The sequence below is a fragment of the Motilibacter peucedani genome, assembly GCF_003634695.1.
Taxonomy (GTDB): Bacteria; Actinomycetota; Actinomycetes; order Motilibacterales; family Motilibacteraceae; genus Motilibacter; species Motilibacter peucedani.
This window is the reverse complement of the sequence record NZ_RBWV01000010.1, coordinates 403,003-424,099: the sequence shown is the minus strand read 5'-3', so window position 1 is coordinate 424,099 and position 21,097 is coordinate 403,003. Positions and strand designations below refer to the sequence as shown.

At 74.1% G+C, this 21,097-nt stretch carries 21 protein-coding genes; 12 read left to right on the top strand and 9 right to left on the bottom strand.

The window, feature by feature from the left end:
- The first annotated feature begins 116 nt into the window (after positions 1-116).
- Both treZ and CLV35_RS06780 read left to right on the top strand, forming a co-directional pair.
- Positions 117-1,844: a malto-oligosyltrehalose trehalohydrolase gene (gene treZ / locus CLV35_RS06785; RefSeq protein WP_121192695.1), complete on the top strand. Its 1,728-nt coding sequence runs from the start codon at positions 117-119 to the stop codon at positions 1,842-1,844.
- Positions 1,845-1,977: 133 nt separating this feature from the next.
- The gene (locus CLV35_RS06780; RefSeq protein WP_121192694.1) at positions 1,978-2,877 is read left to right on the top strand and encodes a hypothetical protein; all 900 of its coding nucleotides are present in this window, start codon (positions 1,978-1,980) and stop codon (positions 2,875-2,877) included.
- Positions 2,878-2,883: 6 nt separating this feature from the next.
- Here CLV35_RS06780 and zapE read toward each other — a convergent pair whose 3' ends face one another.
- Positions 2,884-3,894, bottom strand: a complete 1,011-nt coding sequence (zapE, locus tag CLV35_RS06775) for a cell division protein ZapE (RefSeq protein WP_231121563.1) — start codon at positions 3,892-3,894, stop codon at positions 2,884-2,886.
- A gap of 37 nt (positions 3,895-3,931) precedes the next feature.
- Here zapE and CLV35_RS06770 point away from each other — a divergent pair, with 37 nt between their 5' ends.
- Positions 3,932-4,663 carry a pyrimidine reductase family protein gene (locus CLV35_RS06770; protein WP_121192990.1) on the top strand — a complete coding sequence of 244 codons (732 nt, stop codon included), beginning with the start codon at positions 3,932-3,934 and terminating at the stop codon, positions 4,661-4,663.
- 9 nt (positions 4,664-4,672) lie between these two features.
- On the top strand, positions 4,673-5,167 hold the full coding sequence (locus CLV35_RS06765; protein ID WP_121192693.1) for a DinB family protein: 495 nt from the start codon (positions 4,673-4,675) through the stop codon (positions 5,165-5,167).
- Here CLV35_RS06765 and CLV35_RS06760 read toward each other — a convergent pair.
- A complete protein-coding gene (locus CLV35_RS06760; protein ID WP_121192692.1) occupies positions 5,154-5,519 on the bottom strand; it encodes a DoxX family protein in 366 nt (121 codons plus the stop codon). The two genes, CLV35_RS06765 and CLV35_RS06760, sit on opposite strands and share 14 nt — an antisense overlap.
- Before the next feature lie 43 nt (positions 5,520-5,562).
- Here CLV35_RS06760 and CLV35_RS06755 point away from each other — a divergent pair, with 43 nt between their 5' ends.
- The 3 genes from CLV35_RS06755 to CLV35_RS06745 all read left to right on the top strand — a co-directional run bounded on the left by CLV35_RS06755 (position 5,563) and on the right by CLV35_RS06745 (position 8,385).
- On the top strand, positions 5,563-6,636 hold the full coding sequence (locus tag CLV35_RS06755; RefSeq protein ID WP_121192691.1) for an ATP-dependent DNA ligase: 1,074 nt from the start codon (positions 5,563-5,565) through the stop codon (positions 6,634-6,636).
- A gap of 16 nt (positions 6,637-6,652) precedes the next feature.
- Positions 6,653-7,111, top strand: a complete 459-nt coding sequence (locus CLV35_RS06750) for an indole-3-glycerol phosphate synthase (RefSeq protein ID WP_121192690.1) — start codon at positions 6,653-6,655, stop codon at positions 7,109-7,111.
- Positions 7,112-7,395: 284 nt separating this feature from the next.
- Positions 7,396-8,385, top strand: coding sequence for a YihY/virulence factor BrkB family protein (locus tag CLV35_RS06745; RefSeq protein WP_121192989.1), 990 nt, complete (start codon positions 7,396-7,398; stop codon positions 8,383-8,385).
- Here the strand turns inward: CLV35_RS06745 and ligD are convergent.
- On the bottom strand, positions 8,382-9,404 hold the full coding sequence (ligD, locus tag CLV35_RS06740) for a non-homologous end-joining DNA ligase (RefSeq protein ID WP_121192689.1): 1,023 nt from the start codon (positions 9,402-9,404) through the stop codon (positions 8,382-8,384). The genes CLV35_RS06745 and ligD overlap by 4 nt on opposite strands.
- A gap of 169 nt (positions 9,405-9,573) precedes the next feature.
- Between ligD and CLV35_RS06735 the strand changes: the two genes are divergently transcribed.
- Positions 9,574-10,350 (top strand): NAD-dependent epimerase/dehydratase family protein, encoded by a 777-nt coding sequence (locus CLV35_RS06735; protein ID WP_121192688.1) that lies wholly within the window; start codon positions 9,574-9,576, stop codon positions 10,348-10,350.
- A gap of 60 nt (positions 10,351-10,410) precedes the next feature.
- Here the strand turns inward: CLV35_RS06735 and CLV35_RS06730 are convergent, their stop codons facing one another.
- The 4 genes from CLV35_RS06730 to CLV35_RS19965 form a co-directional block, all read right to left on the bottom strand.
- Positions 10,411-12,084 carry an HNH endonuclease signature motif containing protein gene (locus CLV35_RS06730; protein WP_147431900.1) on the bottom strand — a complete coding sequence of 558 codons (1,674 nt, stop codon included), beginning with the start codon at positions 12,082-12,084 and terminating at the stop codon, positions 10,411-10,413.
- Between the two features lie 120 nt (positions 12,085-12,204).
- Entirely contained in the window at positions 12,205-13,800 is a 1,596-nt protein-coding gene (locus CLV35_RS06725) for a GGDEF domain-containing protein (RefSeq protein WP_121192686.1), read from the bottom strand.
- A 36-nt stretch (positions 13,801-13,836) separates the two neighbouring features.
- On the bottom strand, positions 13,837-15,075 hold the full coding sequence (locus tag CLV35_RS06720; protein WP_121192685.1) for a pyrophosphate--fructose-6-phosphate 1-phosphotransferase: 1,239 nt from the start codon (positions 15,073-15,075) through the stop codon (positions 13,837-13,839).
- A 98-nt stretch (positions 15,076-15,173) separates the two neighbouring features.
- On the bottom strand, positions 15,174-15,344 hold the full coding sequence (locus CLV35_RS19965) for a hypothetical protein (RefSeq protein ID WP_183061854.1): 171 nt from the start codon (positions 15,342-15,344) through the stop codon (positions 15,174-15,176).
- 180 nt (positions 15,345-15,524) lie between these two features.
- On the opposite strand from CLV35_RS19965, the gene msrB reads away from it, so the two are divergent.
- Positions 15,525-15,938: a peptide-methionine (R)-S-oxide reductase MsrB gene (msrB, locus tag CLV35_RS06715; RefSeq protein WP_121192684.1), complete on the top strand. Its 414-nt coding sequence runs from the start codon at positions 15,525-15,527 to the stop codon at positions 15,936-15,938.
- Positions 15,939-15,941: 3 nt separating this feature from the next.
- On the opposite strand, the gene hemQ is transcribed toward msrB, so the two are convergent.
- Entirely contained in the window at positions 15,942-16,655 is a 714-nt protein-coding gene (gene hemQ / locus CLV35_RS06710; protein ID WP_121192683.1) for a hydrogen peroxide-dependent heme synthase, read from the bottom strand.
- Complete coding sequence (hemG, locus tag CLV35_RS06705; protein ID WP_121192682.1) at positions 16,652-18,061, bottom strand: protoporphyrinogen oxidase; 1,410 nt, start codon at positions 18,059-18,061, stop codon at positions 16,652-16,654. The genes hemQ and hemG overlap by 4 nt, the downstream gene beginning before the upstream one ends.
- Positions 18,062-18,187: 126 nt before the next feature.
- On the opposite strand from hemG, the gene CLV35_RS06700 reads away from it, so the two are divergent.
- The 3 genes from CLV35_RS06700 (at position 18,188) to CLV35_RS06690 (ending at position 21,084) form a co-directional block, all read left to right on the top strand.
- Complete coding sequence (locus CLV35_RS06700) at positions 18,188-19,099, top strand: DUF4349 domain-containing protein (RefSeq protein WP_183061853.1); 912 nt, start codon at positions 18,188-18,190, stop codon at positions 19,097-19,099.
- Positions 19,096-19,752 carry a spermine/spermidine synthase domain-containing protein gene (locus tag CLV35_RS06695; protein WP_121192988.1) on the top strand — a complete coding sequence of 219 codons (657 nt, stop codon included), beginning with the start codon at positions 19,096-19,098 and terminating at the stop codon, positions 19,750-19,752. Before CLV35_RS06700 ends, CLV35_RS06695 begins: the two co-directional genes overlap by 4 nt.
- Before the next feature lie 117 nt (positions 19,753-19,869).
- On the top strand, positions 19,870-21,084 hold the full coding sequence (locus CLV35_RS06690) for an ROK family protein (RefSeq protein ID WP_231121562.1): 1,215 nt from the start codon (positions 19,870-19,872) through the stop codon (positions 21,082-21,084).
- Positions 21,085-21,097: the final 13 nt, after the last annotated feature.

Here is a 21,097-nt window from a genome sequence, read left to right as displayed (position 1 = left end):
AGGAGCACACTCGCCGAGCCGTGTTTCGCGACTGCTCCTGCGATGTGACGTTCGCGTGTCGTTGCTCCGGGTTCCCGGTGGCTTAGGGAGGCGCTCGCGGTGGGAGGCTCCGACCCGTGACGTACTTCCGAGTGTGGGCGCCTGACGCCGAGTCCGTAGAGGTCGAGACCGGCGGGCGCCGCGTGCCCCTGTCCGCGCAGGCGCAGGGGTGGTGGGGGGTCGACGTCCCGGAGGCCCAGCACGGCACCGACTACGCCTACGTCGTCGACGGCGGCGACCCGACCCCCGACCCCCGCACGCGCTGGCAGCCCGAGGGCGTCCACGCCGCGAGCCGCGTCTACGAGGACCGCTTCGAGTGGACCGACGCGGCCTGGACCGGTCGCCAGCTCGCGGGCTCGGTGGTCTACGAGCTGCACATCGGGACCTTCACCTCCGAGGGCACCTTCGACGCTGCGATCGGCCGCCTCGACGCGCTCGTCGAGCTCGGTGTCGACCTGGTGGAGGTCATGCCGGTGGCCGCCTTCCCCGGCACCCACGGCTGGGGCTACGACGGCGTCCACCTCTACGCGGTGCACGAGCCCTACGGCGGCCCCGACGGGCTCAAGCGGTTCGTCGACGCGTGCCACGCGCGAGGTCTCGGCGTCGTGCTCGACGTCGTCTACAACCACCTGGGCCCGAGCGGCAACTACCTCGGGCGCTTCGGCCCCTACTTCACCGACCTTCACTCGACCCCGTGGGGCCAGGCCGTCAACCTCGACGACACCGGCTCGGACGAGGTGCGCCGCTGGGTCATCGACAACGCGACGCAGTGGCTCGGCGAGTTTCACATCGACGGGCTGCGCCTCGACGCGGTCCACGCGCTCGTCGACGAGCGCGCCACCCACCTGCTGGCCGAGCTCGCGGCCGAGGTCGACCGCTTGTCTACCGCGATGCGGCGACCCCTGTCGTTGATCGCCGAGAGCGACCGCAACGACGCGAGCTTCGTGCGCCCGCGCGAGGCCGGGGGCTACGGACTGACGGCGCAGTGGGACGACGACGTGCACCACGCGCTCCACGCGCTGGTCACCGGCGAGGGACAGGGCTACTACAGCGACTTCGCCGAGGACCCCTACCTCGCCCTGACCCGCGCGATGACCGGCGCGTTCTTCCACGCCGGCACCTGGTCCTCGTTCCGCGGCAGGCACCACGGCGCGCCCGTCGACCGGGAGCTCACCCCTGCGTACCGCTTCGTCGCCTACACCCAGACCCACGACCAGGTCGGCAACCGCGCGACCGGCGACCGCCTGGCCGCGACGCTGTCCGACGGCCGGCTCAAGGTCGCGGCCGCCCTCGTGCTCGCCTCGCCGTTCACGCCGATGCTGTTCATGGGCGAGGAGTACGCGGCGGCGACGCCCTGGCAGTACTTCACCGACCACCAGGAGCCCGAGCTGGCCGAGGCCATCCGGCAGGGGCGGCGCAAGGAGTTCGCGGGCCACGGCTGGGACGCCGAGGACGTGCCCGACCCGCAGGACCCCGCGACCCGCGACCGCTCGGTGCTCGACTGGGACGAGCGCGCGCGCGACGAGCGCGGGCTGCTCGCGTGGTACCGCTCGCTCATCGCGCTGCGGCGCACGCGCCCTGAGCTCACCGACCCCCGGCTCAGCGAGGTGACGCTCTCGGTCGAGGGCTCCGTGGTCGTGCTCGGCCGCGGCGTGGTGCAGATGGTCGCCAACCTCGGGACCGAGCAGGCGCAGCACGCCGTCACCGGCGAGGTGCTGCTGGCGAGCGAGGACGGCGTACGCCTGTCCGGCTCCGCACTCACCCTGCCGGCCGACTCGGTCGCCGTCGTGGAGCTCGACGCCTGAGCCCTTCCGTCGGGTGAGCCGGAGGGCTACGGTCGGCGCGTGCGCACCGTACGCGTCGCCGTGGTCCTGCTCCTCTCCACCGTCCTGGCCGCGCCCGCGTCGGCTGCCGAGGGGCCGCCGCTCGCGCCGACCGGTGTCGAGGAACTACGCCGGCATCACCGACGACCTGGTCGTCGGCACCAACGGGCCCCCCGGCCACGAGCAGGCGGTCGCCAGCGACCGGAACGGCACGCTGCACGTGCTGGAGACGGCCGGGCTCGGGAACCGTTCGGAGGTCTTCGCCGTCAACCGCCACGACCTGATCGTCGGCCGGATCTTCACCCACGAATGGGACGAGGAGGGCTACTCGAGCGAGGAGGACCACCAGGTCGTCTGGCGCGGTCCCGACGCCCAGCCCGAGGAGCAGTACCCCGTCAACGACCCGGTCCAGGGCGACTTCGTCGGCATCGCCGACGACGACGCCATGCTCATCTACGCCGGGTTCTCCATCTGGGACCCTGCGACGCGGACCCGGCAGCCGGTCCCGGACGGGGCGTTCGGCATCGCCCCCGGTCGCCGGCTGCTGGGCTGGAACTACCGCTACGACGAGGAGGGCGCCCACTGGGTGCGCCCGAGCGTGCGCGGCCCGGGCGGCACGACGCAGCTGCAGCCTCCGCGGGGCGCTGACGTGGCACCCGCGGGCTACCTCTCGCACACGCTGGCGCAGGACGGCCACGTCCTGGGCAGCTACGTCGCGCGGCAGGGCACGGGCGGCCTGGCGCTCTGGGAGCCCGACGGTCGCGGCCGTGCCCTCGTCGCGCCCGGCGGCGTGGACGTCGTGAGCGGGGTGATCGGCTACGACGGCGACGTCGCCGCGTGCGCCGGGCCGCCGCCGTGCCGGCCGGTCGTCTGGCGCCACGGCCACGCCGCGAAGGACCTGCCCCTCCCGCGCGGCTCGCGGGTGGTGGGGATCAGCGCGAAGGAGCGCGTGGCCGTCGAGGTGCCTGGACCGTCAGGCCCGTCGGTGCAGGTGCTGGACCGCCACGGCTGGTGAACCCGGTCAGCGCGCCAGGGCGGTGAGCCTGGAGAGCGCGCGGAGGTACTTCTTGCGGTAGCCGCCGCGCAGCAGCTCGTCGGGGAACAGCTGGTCGAGCGGCACGCCGCTGGCGCGCACGACGATGTCACGGTCGTACATCCGGTCGGCCAGCACCACGAGCCGCAGCGCCGCGTTCTGGTCGGCCACCGGCGTGACGCCGAGCAGGTGCACCGCGGCCACCCCGTCGAGCAGCGCGCCGTAGCGGCTGGGGTGCACGGACGCGAGGTGCGCGAGCAGCACGGCGAACTCGTCGAGCGTGGCGCCGTCGCGCGCCCCTGCTGCGGCGCGCACCTCGTCGTCCGACAGCGGCTGCGGTGCCAACGGCAGGCCGCGGTGCCGGTAGTCCTCGCCGTCGATGCGCACGGAGGCGAACCGCTCCGACAAGCCCTGGATCTCGCGCAGGAAGTCCTGCGTGGCGAAGCGGCCCTCGCCCAGGGCGCCGGGCAGCGTGTTGCTGGTCGCCGCCAGGCGCACCCCGCGCTCGGACAGCCTCGAGAGCAGCGAGGAGACAAGCACCGTGTCACCCGGGTCGTCGAGCTCGAACTCGTCGATGCAGACCAGGCGGTGCTGCCCCAGCGCGTCGACGGTCCGGGCGAAGCCGAGCGCGCCGACCAGGTTGGTGAACTCGACGAAGGTGCCGAACGCCTTGGGCCCGGGCGCGGCGAACCACAGCGAGGCCAGCAGGTGCGTCTTGCCCACGCCGAAGCCGCCGTCGAGGTAGACCCCGCCCGGCCCGGTCGGCGCAGCCCGCCGGAACAGCCCCTTCTTCGGCGGGGACGACAGCTCTGCGGCGAAGCCCGACAGCGCCGCGACGGCAGCCGCCTGCGTCGGCTGCGCGGGGTCGGGCACGTAGGTCTCGAAACGTGCCTCGGCGAAGTGCGGCGGCGGCACCAGCTCGGCGACCAGCCGCTCCGGCGACACGCGCGGCGCCCTGTCGGAGAGCCGGTCGACGTCGCGGAGCTCGGCTGCGGTCACGGCGCACGACTCTACGTGGCCTGCCAGACTGCGCCGGGTGCAGCGACTGCTCCCCTCCCCCGCCGGACCGCTCGACGACGACGCGCTGTTCGAGGCGTACGCGTACCCCGTCGACCGCCCGTGGGTGCGCGGCAACATGGTCGCCTCCGTGGACGGCGCTGCCACCGCCGACGGCCGCAGCCGCGGCCTGTCCTCCGCCGCCGACCGCCGGGTCTTCCGCGTACTGCGCGCGCTGGCGGACGTGGTGCTGGTGGGGGCGGGCACCGTACGCGCCGAGGGGTACGCAGCGGTGCTGCCCAAGGAGACGTTCCCCGAGCGCCGGGCGGCGGCCGGACAGCCGCCCACGGCGGCCATCGCCGTGGTCTCGCGGGCGCTCGACCTCGACCTCGGCTCGGCCCTGTTCACCGGCGGCGCCCGCACCCTCGTCGTGACCAGCGAGGCCGCCGACCCCGCCCGCGTCGCGGCGCTCGCCGAGGTGGCCGACGTGGTGGTCGCCGGCGAGCACGAGGTCGACCTCGCGTCCGCGGTGGACCAGCTCGCCGAGCGGGGTCTCGAGCGCGTGCTGTGCGAGGGCGGCCCGGGCCTGCTGCGCGACGTCGTCGCGGCGGACCGGCTCGACGAGCTCTGCCTCACCGTCTCGCCGCAGCTGCGCGCCGGCGACGCGCCCCGGGTGCTGCACGGGCCGTCGCTGTTCGCCGGCCTCGCACTGACCGGCGTGCTGGAGGAGGACGGCTCGCTGTTCCTCCGCTACGGCCGCGGAGGGGCGTAGGTTCGAGCGGTGACGGAGTCGCAGCGCGAGCCGGTCCCCCGCCCCGACGGCAGCGAGCTGGAGGTGGCGCTGGCGTTCCTGGGCTTCGTGCGCTCCAGCGTGCTGAAGAAGACCTCCGGGCTCGACGAGCAGCAGCTGCGCCGTCCCGGCGTGCCCAGCGGCACGTCCCTGCTCGGTCTGGTCCACCACCTCACCGGCTGCGAGCGCTACTGGTTCGGCTACCACCTCCGCCTTGACGTGCCCGAGGAGTCGGCCGACATGGCCATGGAGGCGCCCAGGTCGGCGAGCGTGGCGCAGGTCCTCGAGGCCTACCGCACCGCCATCGCCGAGAGCGACCAGCGCATCCGGGAGATCGACGACCCGGCAGCGCCCATGGCGCGAGCGGTGGACGGCCGTCAGCTGCCGCTGCGGTGGGTGCTCGCCCACATGACCGGCGAGACCGCCCGTCACGCGGGGCACGCCGACATCCTGCGCGAGATGGTCGACGGGGTCACCGGACGCTGAGCGCGGCCGCGACCAGCGGCACCTGCAGCGGCAGGCGTACGAGCGTGGCGAGCAGGTAGGCCACGGACCGGCGGTCGCGCCACGCCGACCACGCCATCCACACGTTGGCGGGGAACACCGCCACGAGCAGGGCCGCCGTGGACAGAGCGGCCGCCCGGCGGACGCGACCGCGGGCGAGCAGACCCGCCGCGCATCCGAGCTCCGCCGCACCGCTCACGTACACCCACGTCCGCTGGTGGCCGATCATCGGCGGCACGATGCGCACGAACGGCTCGGGATGGGCGAAGTGGAGCGCGCCCGAGGTGGCGAGGAGCGACGCCAGCGTCCGCCGGCCTGGTGCGAGTCGGTGCACGTGACCAGCATCCCTGTCGGTCCGGCGTGCCAGGATGCCGGACATGCAGCTGCCCGTGATGCCGCCCGTGGCGCCGATGCTCGCGAAGGCCGTCAAGGACATCCCGACCGGGGACTACCTCTACGAGCCCAAGTGGGACGGCTTCCGCTGCATCGTCTTCCGCGACGGCGACGAGGTGGAGCTCGGGTCGCGCAACGAGCGGCCGCTGACGCGCTACTTCCCCGAGGTGGTCGCGGCCGTCCTCGAGCAGCTGCCCGAGCGCTGCGTCGTCGACGGCGAGGTCATCGTGCCGAGCGCGACGGGCGACACCCTCGACTTCGAGGCGCTGCTGCAGCGCATCCACCCGGCCAAGTCGCGCGTCGACCGGCTCGCCGCCGAGACGCCCGCCTCCTTCGTCGCGTTCGACCTGCTGGCCCTGGGCGACGACGACCTGGTGCCGCTGCCCTTCGCCGAGCGCCGTGCTCGCCTCACGCAGGCTCTCAGCGCAGCCCGGGCCCCGGTATTCGTCACCTCGGCCACCGACGACGTGTCGGTGGCCCGGGGCTGGTTCGAGTCGTTCGAGGGCGCCGGGCTCGACGGCGTGGTCGCGAAGCCGACGGCGACCGCCTACCAGCCCGACGTCCGGGCGATGCTCAAGATCAAGCACGAGCGCACCGCCGACTGCGTCGTCGCCGGCTTCCGGTGGCACAAGAGCGGCGACGTCGTCGGCTCGCTGCTGCTGGGGCTCTACGCGGCCGACGGAGCGCTGCAGCACGTCGGCGTCTCCGCCTCGTTCCCGATGAAGCGGCGCGCCGAGCTGGTCGAGGAGCTCGCGCCGCTGCGCATGGACGACCCCACCGGCCACCCGTGGCAGCAGTGGGCCGAGGCAGAGGCGCACGCCGAGGGCCGCCTGCCGGGCGCCCAGTCGCGGTGGAACGCCGGCAAGGACCTCTCGTGGGTGGCGCTGCGCCCGGAGCGCGTGGTGGAGGTGCGCTACGACCACATGGAAGGCACCCGCTTCCGGCACACCGCGCAGTTCAACCGCTGGCGACCGGACCGCACGCCCGAGAGCTGCACCTACGCCCAGCTCGAGGTGCCGGTGAGCTACGACCTCGGCGAGGTGCTGTCGGGAGCCTGACCGGTACGGTGAGCGCGTGTACACGATCCTGGTCCTCACCGAGGATGCGCTGACGGCGCACGACGTCGCCCGCATCGCCGCCCTCCACGGCGACGAGCCCGTGCAGGCCCACGTGCTGGTGCCGGTCGAGACGCACGCCCCGACCCTGGTCGACACGCTCGACGAGGTGGCCCTCGGGCGGCTGGTGCCGCGTACCGAGCTGCGCAGCGACCCGAGCGGCTACGCGCAGACCGCCCTCGACGCCTCGCTCGCCGCTCTGTCGGAGGTCGGCGTGCAGGCCGGCGGCGAGCTGGCCGGCGACGACCCCGTGGGCGATGCCGTGACGGCCGCCACCCGCGCCGACGAGGTCATCGTCGTCACCGCGCCGCACCTGGTCGAGGAGGCGCTGCGCCGCGACTGGGCCTCCCGGGTGCGCGAGGCGACGGGCAAGCCGGTGCTCCACGTCGTGGCGGGCACCGACCGCGTCGTGTCCTAGAGCGTCTTGCACAGGACGCGGACGCAGAAGAGCCCCGCAGCCGTCGTGGCTGCGGGGCTCTGGGAGCGGAGGACGAGCTAGAGGCGGATGCGCTTCGGGTTGGCGACGAGCACGATCTCCTCGGAGCCGGCCTCGTGCATCTCCACGGTGTCGATCATGGCACTCCCCCTTCGTGTTGCGGCGTCTGTGATGCTCAACAGCGCTACTGACAGTGTGATTCCACGCGGCGCCGGTGGGGAACCGTGCCCTTTGTCACACGACGTGACCGGAGTGGGAAGGTGCCCGTGCCGCTCTCCGCCCGCCTCGACCGGCTGCAGCAGCGCCGCCCCGCGCTGGGCCTGCCCATCGCTGTGGTCTACAAGTACGCCGACGACCAGGGCCCCTACCTCGCCGCGCTGATCACCTACTACGGCTTCATCTCCCTGTTCCCGCTGCTCCTGCTGCTCTCGACCGTGACCGGCTTCGTCCTCGCCGGCGACGCGTCGGCACGTGACGCCGTGGTCGGCTCGGCGCTGCACCAGTTCCCGATCGCCCGCCAGCAGCTGGACGAGAACCCCGCCGGCATCGGCGGCGGCCCGACCGGTCTGGTCATCGGACTGCTCGGCGCGCTGTACGGCGGGCTCGGCATCGGCCAGGCCGTGCAGAACGCCATGAACACCGTGTGGCAGGTGCCGCGCAACAACCGGCCGAACCCGCTCCTCGCCCGCCTCCGCGGACTGGCGCTGCTCGCGACCGCAGGGGTCGCAGTGGCGCTGACCGCGGTGCTCTCGTCGCTGGCGGCCGGCGCCGGCGCGTTGACCGAGGGGCACGGTACGTGGTGGCAGCTCGTCGTGCGCGCGGGCTTCGTGGCCGGCTCGGTCGTGGTCAACACCGGCGTCTTCGTCCTCGCCTTCCGGCACGCGACGACCCGGTCGCTGACCATCCGGCAGGTCATCCCCGGGGCGGTGTGCGCGGCCGTGGTCTACCAGCTGCTGCAGAGCTTCGGCGCCACCTACGTCTCGCACGTCGTGCGCAGCGCCAGCGCCGTCAACAGCCTGTTCGCGGTCGTGCTGGGCCTGCTCGCGTTCCTCTACCTCGCGTCGGCCGCCACCGTGCTGTGCGCCGAGATCAACGTCGTGCGCGTCGACCGCCTGTGGCCGCGGGCGCTGCTCACGCCGTTCACCGACGACGTGGACCTGACCCCGGGCGACGAGAAGACCTACACCGGCACCGCGAAAGCCGCTCGCAGCAAGGGCTTCGAGCAGGTCGACGTGACGTTCGACAAGCAGGACTAGTCGCTCGCGGGCTTCCTCGCGCGGCTCGGCTGCACGCGTGACGGCTCACCCGGCATCTTCGGGAAGTTGGGCGGGTAGGGCGCGTCCTCGAGCTTGCGGTCGACCGCGTCCTTCTCGGCCCACTCGAGCAGCGGGTCGATGCCCACCGCCACGTCGTCGATGCCGGCGTGCACGTCGCCGAGCTCGGCGAAGCGCGCAGGCACGGTGGCGATGGTGAACGACGTCGGGTCGACGTGCGCCAGCTCGCCCCATGTCAGCGGTGTCGAGACGCGGGCGTCGGGCGAGGCCCGCACGGAGTAGGCCGAGCGGATCGTGCGGTCGCGCGCGTTCTGGTTGTAGTCGACGAAGATCTGCTCGCCGCGCTCCTCCTTCCACCACTTGGTGGTGATGAGGTCGGGCGCCCGCCGCTCGGCCTCGCGCGCAAAGGCCAGGGCAGCGCGGCGCACGTCGGTGAACTCGTAGGTCGGCTCGATGCGCACGTAGATGTGCATGCCGCGGTTGCCGCTGGTCTTGGGCCAGCCCACCCAGCCGAGCTCGTCGAGCATCGGCTTGATGACCTCGAGCGCCACGCGGCGCGCGTCGTCGAAGTCGGTGCCCGGCTGCGGGTCGAGGTCGATGCGCATCTCGTCCGGGCGCTCGGTGTCGGCGCGCCGGGAGTGCCACGGGTGGAACTCGACCGTCGACATCTGCACGCACCACACCACGTCGGCGAGGTGGGTGACGCACAGCTCGTCGGCGTGCCGACCGCTGGGGAACTTGACGCGTACGGTCTGCAGCCAGTCGGGGTGCGAGGTCGGCACCCGCTTCTGGTAGATCTTCTCGCCCTCGGCGCCCTCGGGGAACCGCTGCAGCATGCATGGCCGCTCGCGCAGCGCGCGCACGATCCCGTCGCCCACCGCGAGGTAGTAGTTGACGAGGTCGAGCTTCGTCTCGCCACGGGCGCTGAAGTAGACGCGGTCGGGGTTGGTCACCTTGACGACACGGTCACCGACCTCGACCTCGGTGAACGGTGAGGCCATGGCGCGACGCTACTACCTCGCCCTGGCGCCTACCTCGCCTTGACCGGCACGCGCGGCGCGACCGGGCGCTCGACCCGCCACACGTGGCCGTAGCGGTCCGTCTCGCAGGGGTGCGCAGGCGCACGTGCATCATGCTGTGCCGAGCGGAGCTGTAGCGAGAGGACGGCCGATGAGTCCACTGACGGTCGCAGTCACGGGTGCCGCCGGCGGCATCGGCTCGGCGCTGCGCACCGGGCTGGATCCTGCGCTGTTCACGCTGCGACTGCTCGACATCGTCCCCACAGAGCGCCGCCACCCTGGTGAGGACGTCCGGACGGTCGACCTGCGCGACCTCGCGGCGACGGAAGACGCACTGGCCGGCGTCGACGCGGTGGTGCACCTCGCCGCCCGCGCGCACGAGGCGAGCTTCGACCAGATCCAGGACAGCAACGTACGCACCACCTGGTCGGTCTACGAGGCGGCCCGTAGGCAGGGCGTGCGGCGAGTCGTCTTCGCGAGCAGCATCCACGTCTCGGGCTTCTACCCGTGGGGCGAGACCGTCGCTCCAGGTGCGCCGTCGCGCCCCGACACGTTCTACGCGTTGAGCAAGCTCTGGGGCGAGCACCTCGGCTCGATGTACGCCGACCGCTACGGCCTCGAGGTCGTGAACCTGCGGATCATCGGCTTCGGCGCCGAGCCGGTGGCACCCGGGTACCTCTGGGGCTGGCTCAGCCACGGCGACACCGTCCGGCTGGTGACGGCTGCGCTGACGGCGCCGGTCCGCTCGCCGCTCACGTGCTACGGCGTCTCGGCCAACACGCGCTCGTTCTTCTCCACCGAGGGCTGGGACGTGCTCGGCTACCACCCCCAGGACGACGCGGAGGCCTGGGCCGAGCGATGGCCCGGAGCGGAGCACCCCGCGCTCCAGGGCGGCGAGTTCACCGACCCCGACTACGTCGGCGACTAACTGCCCTCTCGGCCGAGCACGACCCGGTGGGATCACCTCAGCGCGGCACACCTCGACCCGTCACCACGGCTCGGTGGTGGGTTGGGGTGGGACGGGCACGGTGTAGGTGCGCCCGAGTGGTGTGCGGTGGACTACGGCACCGTCGGGTGTGGTGCGCGTGCGCCAGCCGTACCAGGTCTTGAGGTTGTGGTGGCGCCGGCAGCGGGGTGCCAGGTTGGCGGGGGTGGTGGGTCCGCCGCGGGGCGGGTCTGCGTGGTCGAACGGTGCGACGTGGTCGAGGTCAGTGGCCTCGGCGCGGGTGGCGCAGCCGGGGTGCCGGCAGGTCTGGTCGCGGGCCAGGACGAAGGCGCGGGTCCGGGCGCTGGGGGTGTAGCGGTACGGGCTGGCCTCGAGCAGCTGCCCGGTGGCCGGGTCGGTGACGAACCGGGCCCAGACGCCGTCCGCGGCCAGCGCGCGGGCCATGCCGGCTGGGATCGGGCCGTAGCCGGCGAGCTCACCCGGCTCGTCGGCGAGTCCGAGCAGGGTCGCGGCGCTGATCGTGACCCGGACCAGTGGGCGGGCGGGCTCGGCGTCGAGCAGCCCGGGGACCAGCTCGGGGTGGGCGGCGAGCGCGGCGGCGAGCGCGACCAACGCGTCCGCGCGCTCAGCCGCACCCACCCGCCTGCGTGACCCCGACCGACCCGCGCCCGCTCCGACACCGCCGTCGGTGCCGCCGGCGGTGTCGCCGTCCCGGCTGGTGGTGGCGTCGTCCTCGGTGGTGCTGGTGGTGGCGCGCATCGCGGTCGCGAGGGTGTCCAGGGCGCCGAGCACGCTCCGCCCGGCCGGCGCGGGCAGCACCGCAGTGATCATGACGAGGGCGTCGGGCAGCGCCACCATCCGCACCCCGACCGACTCGCTCGCAGCCTGCTCGTGGCGGGCGGCGTGCCCGGCCGGGTCGACCCGGGCCACCGCCCGCGCCAGCGAGCGCCGAAGCTGGGCGGGGGTCTGCTCAGGCGCGGCGCGCAGCACCCGCGCCTCCACCGCCGCCACCAGCGCCGGATCCGCCAGGGGCGCGCACGCGTCCACCACAGCTCCGGCGTGCGCCCAGCTGAGCAGGCCCTGCTCCAGCAGCCACAGCGCGCCCGGGTGCGCGGTGTGCAGGCGGGCCCCGCGCTCCAGGCGGGCGTCGATCGACCGCGGGGAGATCCGCAGCGCCGCAGCCAGCTCGGCGGCGGCGGCCTCCGCCCCGGACCAGCGCGGCACCCCCACCGGGTCCGGAGCCGGCATCGCCACCATCAGCGTCCGGGCCTGCTGCACCGCAGTCTCCCGCCGCGCGCAAGCCCATGAGGCGACCCGGTCCCAGGCCTGTGCGACACCGACCATCAGCTCGGCCTCGTCCAACGCCCGCGACTCCTGCCGCGGGCCGGCCGGGTCCACCCACCAGCTCGACGCGCCCGCCTCGCGCGGGTCCGCGACCGCGCACAACGCCGCCACCAACGCCGTCGAGGGCGCCGTCCCCGCCAGCACCTCACCGGAGAGCTGCCCCGGGCGCGCGAGCAGCCCCCACTCGTCACCGCCCGCCGCCCGGCTGACATCGATCCCGTGCGCGTCCGCCCACTGCGCGTCCGACCACTGCGTGTCGGACCAGTCGACCCAGTCCTCGAGCTCCTCGGGGTCGACCAGCTCGCCCGACCACGTGGCGTCCGCCGGCGGCGGCTCGTAGCCCACCACAGGCACCTGACCTGCAGGTCGCACGAGACCACCTCCCGTCGTTCGAACGTGTGTTCGAACCCTACCGGCAGGCGACGCGCGCGACAAGCACTGCTGCCCAGCGTTGAGGACCTTCAACGCGACGGACAGCGAGGTCCGGAGCCCTCAGCGGTAGAGCCGCCGGTCCGCCGCGTCGTCGGCGGGCGTCCACGCGACCTGGTCGCGCCCGCTCGCCTTGGCGGCGTAGAGGTTGGCGTCGGCCTCGCGCAGGATGCTCGCAGCGCCCTGGCCGACCGCTCCGACGGCCAGCCCGACGCTGATGGTCTGGACGTCGTCGTGGAGCAGCGGGCTCCAGTCGTGGCTGCGCATCCGGACGCGCAGCAGCTCGGCGAACGAGGTGGCGTCGTCGAGCGCGACGCCGGGGAGGACGATGCCGAACTCCTCCCCGCCGATGCGGGCGGCGAAGCATCCGTCGCCCGGGCTGCGCTCGCGCAGGCAGGCCTCGAGCAGCTCGGCCGTCGCGCGCAGGACGCTGTCACCCACCTCGTGGGAGTAGGTGTCGTTGACGTGCTTGAAGTGGTCGAGGTCGACCAGCGCGAGCACGAGCTGCTCAGGCGCGGCGCCCTGGAGCATCGACTCGAGCTCCTCGTCGAAGTAGCGCCGGTTGCGCAGGCCGGTCAACGAGTCGCGCAGCGCCTGCTCGCGGAAGCGCTCGGCCGCCGCGCGCGCCTCGTCGGTCTCGAAGATGGCCTGGCGGGTGCGGGCGGCCGCCTCGCGCTGCGCCGACGTGAGCACCTCGCCCTCGTCGTGGAAGGCGACGTGCAGCTCGTAGGCACGCTGCCACTGCCCCGTCGAGGCGGCCACGGCGGCCGCCTCGGCCAGGGCGCGTACGCGGAAGCCGCGCAGGTCCGAGTCCTCGCAGCGGCTCAGCGCCTCCTGCACCGCGCGCTCGGCGCTCTCGAGGTCGCCGCGCAGCCGGCGCGCCCGCGCGAGGGTCACGAGGTGCTGGGCGAGCAGCTCGACCTGGTGGTAGCGCCCGCTCTTGATGAACTCGACCGCGTCGAGCGCGCTCTGCTCGGCCGCCGCGTAGTCGCCGGCGGCGAGGCGGACTGCCGCGAGGGTGTCGAGCATGCCGGGGTTGAGAGCCAGCCCGCGCGACTCCGACACCTCGAGCATCCGCCCGGCCAGGCGCTGGGCGGTCGCCAGGTCACCGGCCTCGAACCTCGTGAAGGCGTGGTTGTTGAGGACGTTGATCAGGTCCTCAGGGGCGTCGAGCGCCACCAGCAGCCGCTCGGCCTCGGCGTAGCGCTCGTAGGCCGCTTGGTACGAGCCGTTGTTGCCCAGCGCGTCGGCCAGGTTGGACAGCAGGCTGGTGCGCAGCACCGGCGCCGTGTCGTCGTCGGCCGCCTCCATGGCGAGCACCGCGTGCTCGAGGCTCGCGGAGTCGTCGCCGAGGTTGTGGAACGTACGCGTCAGGAGCCGGTGGCTGCGCGCGAGCAGCGGGCGGTTCTCGTGGGCCATCGCCCACTGGTGCACGCTCCACACCCGCTGCGCGCTGGCGGCGAGGTCGCCCTTGCGGCCCAGCATGTCGGACTGCACGAGCACGGCCCGGCGCTCGAGGACGGGCTCCTCGAGCGCCGCAGCCTGCTCCTGGGCCTGCACGGCCTCGGCCAGCGTCGCGTCGACGCCGAGACCGCGCCGGCGCTCCAGCTCGTCGAGAGCCGAGGCGAGCTCCGCAGGAGTGCGCTCCGTGGTCGTCATCCGTTCCGTCAGGCGCGCCTCAGCGCGGGCACCGGCTCAGTGGTCGGCGGCGACCGGCGCACCGACCGGCTGGCCGATCGTCGCCATGAGCTCGACGAACCACGGCGTGGTCGTGTCGAACGCCTTGCCGCCCTTGATGCGCTCGAACTCGATCGCCCGCAGCACGCCGCCGCGCTCCTCGTCGTGGCCCACGACGCCGCGCTCGCCCTTGAGGGCCGCGTCGACCGCGAGGTCGGTGCAGCTCTTGATCAGGCGCAGGTCCTCGGCGTTGGCGGCCGCGGACCGGCTGAAGTAGCCCGACTTCTGCACCATCGTCTTCTCGGCGCCGACCTTGGCGGCCATCTGCTTGGCGAACCAGGCACCCGGGTTGATCGTGTCGATCTTGACGTGGCCGAAGGGGTCGCGCTGGACCTCCTCGCCGCGTGCCTCGAGCTCGGCGATGATCGTCGAGACGCCGGCGCCCTCGCTGACGAACAGGTTGACCCCGCCCAGCTCGTCCATGAGCGCCTGGAGGCGGGTCGCCTCGGCCTCGATGTCGAACTCGAGCTCGGGCAGGTAGACGCCGTGGACGTCGAGGCGCCGGGCGTCGAGGCCGAGCGCCGGGGCGAAGCGGCCGGCGCGCTCGTCAGCGACCAGCGCGTCGCGGTAGGCCTTGGCCGTGGCGGCGGTGAGCCAGCCGCAGTGGCGGCCCATGACCTCGTGCACGATGAGCATCCGCGGGTTCGAGGTCGTCTCGTTGAGGATGTTGCGGGCGAACAGCGCGCCCTGCTCCGCGGCCGTCCAGGCGCCGAGGCTCTGCCGGATCGGGATCACGTCGTTGTCGACGGTCTTCGGCAGGCCCACCACCGTGAGCGCGTAGTCGTGCTCGGCGAGGTAGGCGGCCAGGTCGGCGGCCGTGGTGTTGGTGTCGTCCCCGCCGATGGTGTGCAGGACGTCGACGCCGTCGCTCTGCAGCTGCTCGGCGGCGACCTGCAGCGGGTTCGCGCCCTCGGCGACCAGCCCGCGCTCGACCAGGTTCTTGACGTTGGTGAGCTTGACCCGGCTGTTGCCGATCGGGCTGCCGCCGAAGCGGTGCAGGTTGCCCGCCTGCGCGCGCCCCTCGGGGGTCACCAGCGTGCCGCGGCCCTCGAGCAGGCCGGCGTAGCCGTCGGGGTAGAGCATGATCTCCACCTCGGGCGCGATCTCGGTGTAGCGCTCGATGAGGCCCCCGACGGCGGAGGACAGGCAGGGCGCCAGCCCTCCGGCGGTGAGCAGGGCGACACGGCGTACGGTCATCGAGGAAGGCCTTCCACTGTCCTGGGCACGAGCCGCCAGGATAGCGAGCGGGCAGCGCCGCCCCGATCACCCCGCCGAGGGACCTACCGGACGGTCGGTCAGGCGGCGCCGCGCAGCGCCGACTCGGGCGCCTCGACGTCGCAGCCGGTGCAGCGGTACCAGTGGGTGCCGGTCAGGGTGACCCGGTAGACCCACTCGCCGTCGTGCACGCAGGTGGCGTGCCGGGACAGCCCGCGCGAGGCGGGGCGCTGGGTGGTGGCGACGGACATGGCTGTGCTCCTCGGAGTGACGCGGTCTCTTCTCGCGGTGCCACCTGGCGGTGCCGGGCGCGCACGGGGCGCCGGGTCCCTCGCCGTTGCGGGAGCCGTGACATCGAGCAGTAGAACGTTAGCAGGAGCAACCATCTTCCCGGCCGCGCGGACGCCGCGCACCACACGTACGGTCGATGCATGAGCGATGCACAGACGTACCCGGTCCAGCGCACCGACGAGCAGTGGCGCGCCCAGCTCTCCCCCGAGGAGTACGCGGTGCTGCGCCAGGCCGCGACCGAGCGGCCCTTCACGGGCGAGTACACCGACGAGACCCGCGAGGGCGTCTACTCGTGCCGCGCGTGCGGCACCGAGCTCTTCCGCAGCGACACGAAGTTCGAGTCGCACTGCGGGTGGCCCTCGTTCTACGACCCGAGCAAGGCAGAGAACGTCCAGCTGATCAGCGACCGGTCGCTCGGCATGGTGCGCACCGAGGTCCGCTGCGCGAGCTGCGGCTCCCACTTGGGCCACGTGTTCGAGGGCGAGGGCTACCCCACCCCGACCGACCAGCGCTACTGCATCAACTCCGTCGCGCTGCGGCTCGACCCCGCCTGAGCCCTAGGGCAGGGTCGCCACGAGGTCGGCGAGCGGGAGACGCCGACCGGTGTAGAACGGCACCTCCTCGCGCACGTGCCGACGGGCGGTCGAGCCGCGCAGGTGGCGCATCAGGTCGACGATGCGGTGCAGCTCGTCAGCCTCGAACGCGAGGACCCACTCGTAGTCGCCCAGCGAGAACGACGCGACCGTGTTGGCCCGCACGTCGGGGTAGTCGCGCGCCATCTGCCCGTGCTCGGCGAGCATCGCCCGGCGCTCGGCGTCGGGCAGGAGGTACCACTCGTAGGACCGGACGAACGGGTAGACGCTGATGTAGGACCGCGGCGTCTCGTCGGCGAGGAACGCGGGGATGTGGCCCTTGTTGAACTCCGCCGGGCGGTGCAGCGCCATCTGCGACCACACCGGCGTCAGGGCGCGACCGAGCGCCGTCTGGCGGAGCTTCGAGTAGGTCTCCTGCAGCGCGTCGCTGGTCGGGGCGTGCGCCCACAGCATCAGGTCGGCGTCGGCGCGCAGGCCGGCCACGTCGTAGGTGCCGCGCACCGTGACGTCGTGCTTCTGCGACATCTCGGCGAAGACGGCCTCGACCTCGTCGGCGAGCCCGGCGCGGGCACCCGGGTCGCCGAGCGGCCCGCTGGCCCTGAACACCGACCACATGGTGTAGCGGATGACGTTGTTGAGCTCGCGGGCCTTCGGTCGTGCAGTCGTCTCGTCGGTCATGGCTCCATTGTCGCGCGACCGGCGCCGGCCAGCACGGCGCGGGCGGCCTCGCGGGCCGAGGCGATGACCGCCGGGATGCCCACGCCGTCGTAGGCCGCTCCGCAGACGGCGAGCCCAGGGCGCTCGGCGACCGCGTCGCGCACCCGGCGCACGCGCTGGGGATGGCCCACCGCGTACTGCGGCAGTGCGTCGACCCAGCGCGTGACGCGCACGTCCGTCGGCTCGGCGGCGATGCGCACCAGGTCGACGAGGTCGTCGCGCACCGCCTTGACCAGCGCGTCGTCGTCGAGCCCGAGCGCCTCGTCGTCGCGGAAGCGGCCGACCGACGCCCGGAGCAGCAGCCGGCCGGGGGCGGCCTCGGCGTACCACCCCCACTTGCGCGAGCTCAGCGTGACCGCCTTGACCAGCCGGCCCTCGACCGCGGGCACGAGCAGCCCGCTGCCGGGCGGGGCCCAGGCACCGTCGCGCTCGTCGAACGCCATCGTGACGATGCCCACGCTGGCGTACTGCACGCTCGCCAGCTCGCGGCTGGCGGCGGGTACGTCGTTGCACAGCAGGTGCGCCGCCGCCGGTGCCGGCACGGCGACCACCACGCCGTCGGCGTGGACCGCCTGCGAGCCGCGCGGGTGGCCGTAGACGACCTGCCACCCCCGCCGGCTGCCGGTCAGCATGGTCACAGGGGCGTCGAGGGCGATCGTGACCTCACGCCGCCGCAGCTCGGCGGCGACAGCCTCGGGCAGGCGGCCGACGCCGCCCACGGGCGCGGTGAACACCGGACCGGTACGCAGCGCGGCCATCCGCCGCGCGCGCGAGGTGGCGGCCAGCAGCGTGCGCCGGCGGGACAGCGAGCCGGCGAGAGCGGGGACCGTCGCCTGGAGCGAGAGCTCGTCGACCTGGCCCGCGTAGACGCCGCCGAGCAGCGGCTCGACCAGGCGGTCGACCACCCCGCCGCCGAGCCGGCGGCGCAGGTAGGGCCCGACGGCGACGTCGCCGACGGGGTAGCGCTCCCCCGAGACGAGCCCCACCGCCGCCCGCACCCGCTCCGGGACGCTCAGCGCGTCGGCACCCAGCACCGAGCGCACAGAGCCGGGCACGCCCATCACCGAGCCGGCGGGCAGCCGCCGCGGCCGCCCCCTCGTCCACACGGCCGCGTCGGTGCGCGCGGGGTTGACCAGGCTCGGGCCGAGTCCGACCGACCGTGCGAGCTCGACCGCCTCCGTGCGCCGCGCCAGCAGGGACTCGGCGCCCTCGTCGACGGGCACGCCGCCGACGTCCGAGACGCGCAGCGCGCCGCCCAGCCGGCTGCCCGCCTCGAGCAGCGTCACGGTCGGCTGCTCCGGCGAGCGCGCGAGCTCGAGCGCGGCAGCCAGCCCGGCGATCCCGCCGCCGATGACCACTACGTGCATGCCCACCACAGTGACATGCCGATGATCCGCCGTGACCAAACCGTGCCCTCGGGCGGTGGAACGGGTCCGCCGGCCGCCGCGTCGCACCTGCGTCCGGCGCAGAGCCGGCGGGACGAGGAGGCGGCCGTGCGGCGTACGACTGTGGTGTCCGGACTGGTGGCGGGGCTGGTCGCGGCGGGGCTCGCCCTCGGCGGGTGCAGCGCTGGCGGGGCGAGCGGCTCGGCCGGCTCGTCCGCCTCGGCGGACGTAGGCGCCGCGCCCGCGCCGGCCAGCGCGCCGATGGCGGCTCCCGCCGCGTCGAGCGGGGCAGCCGCCGAGGGGTCGTCAGCCGGGGGCACGGCCGCTCGGACGGCCCTCCACCCGCAGGCCCTGGTGGTGACGGTGGGCCGCACCGTGCGCGTGCGCGACGTCGCGAAGGCCGTCGCCGGAGCGAGCGCCCTGGCCCAGCGGCTCGGCGGGCACGTCGAGGGCGAGGACGGCCGGGACGACCCCGAGGACCGCGCGGCGGCGCGCGAGCAGGTGGTCCTCCGGGTCCCGCCGGCCCGCGTGGACGCGCTGGTCTCCGGTGTCGAGGGCTACGGCGACGTGCTCGTGCGCACCCGCAAGGACCTCGACGTGACCCAGCAGGTGCAGGACGTCGACGCCCGGCTGGCCAACGCCCGGGCCAGCGTCGCCCGGGTGCGCCAGTTCTACGCGCGGGCGAAGGACGTGAAGGACGTCGTGCTCATGGAGGGCGAGCTGTCGCGCCGGGTCGCCGACCTCGAGTCGCTCGAGGCGCAGCACGCGACGCTCAGCGACTCGACGACCCTCGCCACCGTGACGGTCACCTTCGTCGGCCGCTCGGCCGTGGTGCCGGTGCACCGCACCGGCTTCACCGCGGGCCTGCACTCCGGCGCCGACGCCTTCGCGGCGAGCGTGACGGTCGTGCTCACGGCACTGGGTGCAGTGCTGCCCTTCGTACCTCTGGCGCTGGTGGTGGGCATGCTCGGCTGGTGGCTGGTGCGCTCGGCACGGCGGCGGTCGAGAATGGCGACGTGAGCGCAGAGGTCCTGCAGCGGGTCCGTGGCGTCGCGGGCGAGCTGGTCCTGCGGCGCGAGGGCGACGTGCTCCAGGTGATCTCCGACGGGGTCTTCCTCATGGACACCCGCGACGGGCGCTCCGAGCGGCTGCTGGTGCGCGAGACGGTCGCCGCCTCGGCGGCCGCCCCCGCCCGCGTGCTGGTCGGCGGGCTCGGTGTCGGCTTCAGCCTGCTGGAGGCACTGTCGCTCCCGGACGTCGGCGAGGTCGTGGTTAGCGAGCTGGAGCCGCAGGTCGTGCGCTGGCACACCGACGGCCCGCTGCGCGAGATCACGCGAGGCGCGGTGGAGGACGCACGCGTACGCGTCGTGCTCGGTGACGTCCGCGACCTGCTCGCCGCCTCGGCCGGCGGCTTCGACGCCATCTGCCTCGACACCGACAACGGCCCGGACTGGCTCGTCCGCAGCACGAACTCCGCGCTCTACGACGCCGACGGCATCGCGCTGGCGGCGCGCGCGCTGGCGCCCGGCGGCGCACTCGGGGTCTGGAGCGCGGGGCGGTCGGCGGCCTACGAGCAGCGGCTGCGCGCCGGCTTCGCCACCGTCGCGCGGCACGAGACCGAGGTGGCGCGCGGCGAGCCCGACGTCGTGTGGGTGGCCCGCTCGCCGCGCTGAGCGCGTTGCGGGTGTGTAACGACTCGGAGTCGTTCGAGGAAGGGTGTTGACGAATGGCCGGCGGCTTCCTATGGTCCTCGACCAATAGGAAACCTTCCTACCGGATGGAGCCGCCCGGTGCCGATCGGCCGAGTCACGCGCACGTCACCTGCCGCGACCCAGCAGCCGGCGACGCCGAGCCTGCTGCGCGCGATCAACGACCGCGCGGCGCTCGCACTGTTCCTCGAGCACGGCCAGCTCACCCGCACGCAGGTGAGCTCGCTGACCGGACTCTCGAAGCCCACTGCAGGCCAGTTGCTCGTGCGGCTCGTCGAGGCGGGCCTGGTCCGCAGCGTCGGCACGAGCAGCGGCGGCCCCGGCCCGGCGGCCCAGGTCTACGAGCTCGACCCCACCGCGGCCTACGCAGCGGCGCTCGACGTGCGTCCCGGCCGCCTGGTCGCCGTCGTCAGCGACCTGCGCGGCACCGTCGTGGGAGAGGCGGAGGTCCGCGCGACCCGCAAGCAGCCCGCCGACGCCGTGGAGGACGTCACCGCAGGGCTGGCCGGCGCGAGCGCGGCCGCCGGCATGGACCCCGCCGGCCTCGCCTCGGTCGTCATCTCGACGCCCGGGTCGTTCGACCCCGAGACCGGCGACCTGCGCTACGCCCGGCACCTCACCGGCTGGCAGGAGCCCGGGCTCCTCGGCCGCCTGCGCCGCGAGGTCGGCGTCCAGCTCGACGTCGAGAACGACGTCAACCTGATCGCGCTCGCCGAGCAGCGCGACGGCGCGGCCGTCGACGCGTCGGACTTCTGCCTGATGTGGCACGACGACGACGGCTTCGGCGCCGCCATCGTCGTCGACGGCCGGCTGCACCGCGGCGCGACCGGAGGCGCCGGGGAGCTCGGCTACCTGCCGGTGCCCGGCGCACCCGTCGTCCGCCACGTCATCCGCGCCAACAGCGGCGGCTTCGTCAAGCTGGCCGGCCTGCCGGCGATCCTCGAGCTCGGCGAGGAGTTCGGCGTGCCCGGGCGCAGTGCCGTCACCGTCGTGCGCCGGGCAGCGAGCTCGGCCGCCGAGGGCGCCGGCGAGCTGCTCGACGAGCTGGCCGAGCGCTACGCCCTCGGCCTCGCGGCCGTCGTCGCCGTGCTCGACCCGCAGGCCGTCGTCCTCTCGGGCAGCGTCCTGCAGGCGGGCGGCGAGCCGCTGCGCAGCCGCGTCGAGCGCCAGCTCGGCGAGCTCGCCATGACCGTCCCCGCGGTGCGCCTGGGCGCTCTGCGCACCCCCATCCTCGCCGGAGCCCTGCACGCGGCGCTCGACACCGCTCGTGACGCGGCCTTCGCCGCGGCCCGCTAGTCCACAGCACACC

What these genes read in the sequence shown, in the direction of transcription:
- CLV35_RS06755 (WP_121192691.1), top strand. Translation starts at nt 5,563, where the DNA reads ATGCAGCTGCCCGTGATGCCGCCCGTGGCGCCGATGCTCGCGAAGGCC.
- ligD (WP_121192689.1), bottom strand. Translation starts at nt 9,404, where the DNA reads ATGGCCTCACCGTTCACCGAGGTCGAGGTCGGTGACCGTGTCGTCAAG.
- CLV35_RS06735 (WP_121192688.1), top strand. Translation starts at nt 9,574, where the DNA reads ATGAGTCCACTGACGGTCGCAGTCACGGGTGCCGCCGGCGGCATCGGC.
- CLV35_RS06725 (WP_121192686.1), bottom strand. Translation starts at nt 13,800, where the DNA reads ATGACGACCACGGAGCGCACTCCTGCGGAGCTCGCCTCGGCTCTCGAC.
- CLV35_RS06720 (WP_121192685.1), bottom strand. Translation starts at nt 15,075, where the DNA reads ATGACCGTACGCCGTGTCGCCCTGCTCACCGCCGGAGGGCTGGCGCCC.
- CLV35_RS19965 (WP_183061854.1), bottom strand. Translation starts at nt 15,344, where the DNA reads ATGTCCGTCGCCACCACCCAGCGCCCCGCCTCGCGCGGGCTGTCCCGG.
- msrB (WP_121192684.1), top strand. Translation starts at nt 15,525, where the DNA reads ATGAGCGATGCACAGACGTACCCGGTCCAGCGCACCGACGAGCAGTGG.
- hemQ (WP_121192683.1), bottom strand. Translation starts at nt 16,655, where the DNA reads ATGACCGACGAGACGACTGCACGACCGAAGGCCCGCGAGCTCAACAAC.
- hemG (WP_121192682.1), bottom strand. Translation starts at nt 18,061, where the DNA reads ATGCACGTAGTGGTCATCGGCGGCGGGATCGCCGGGCTGGCTGCCGCG.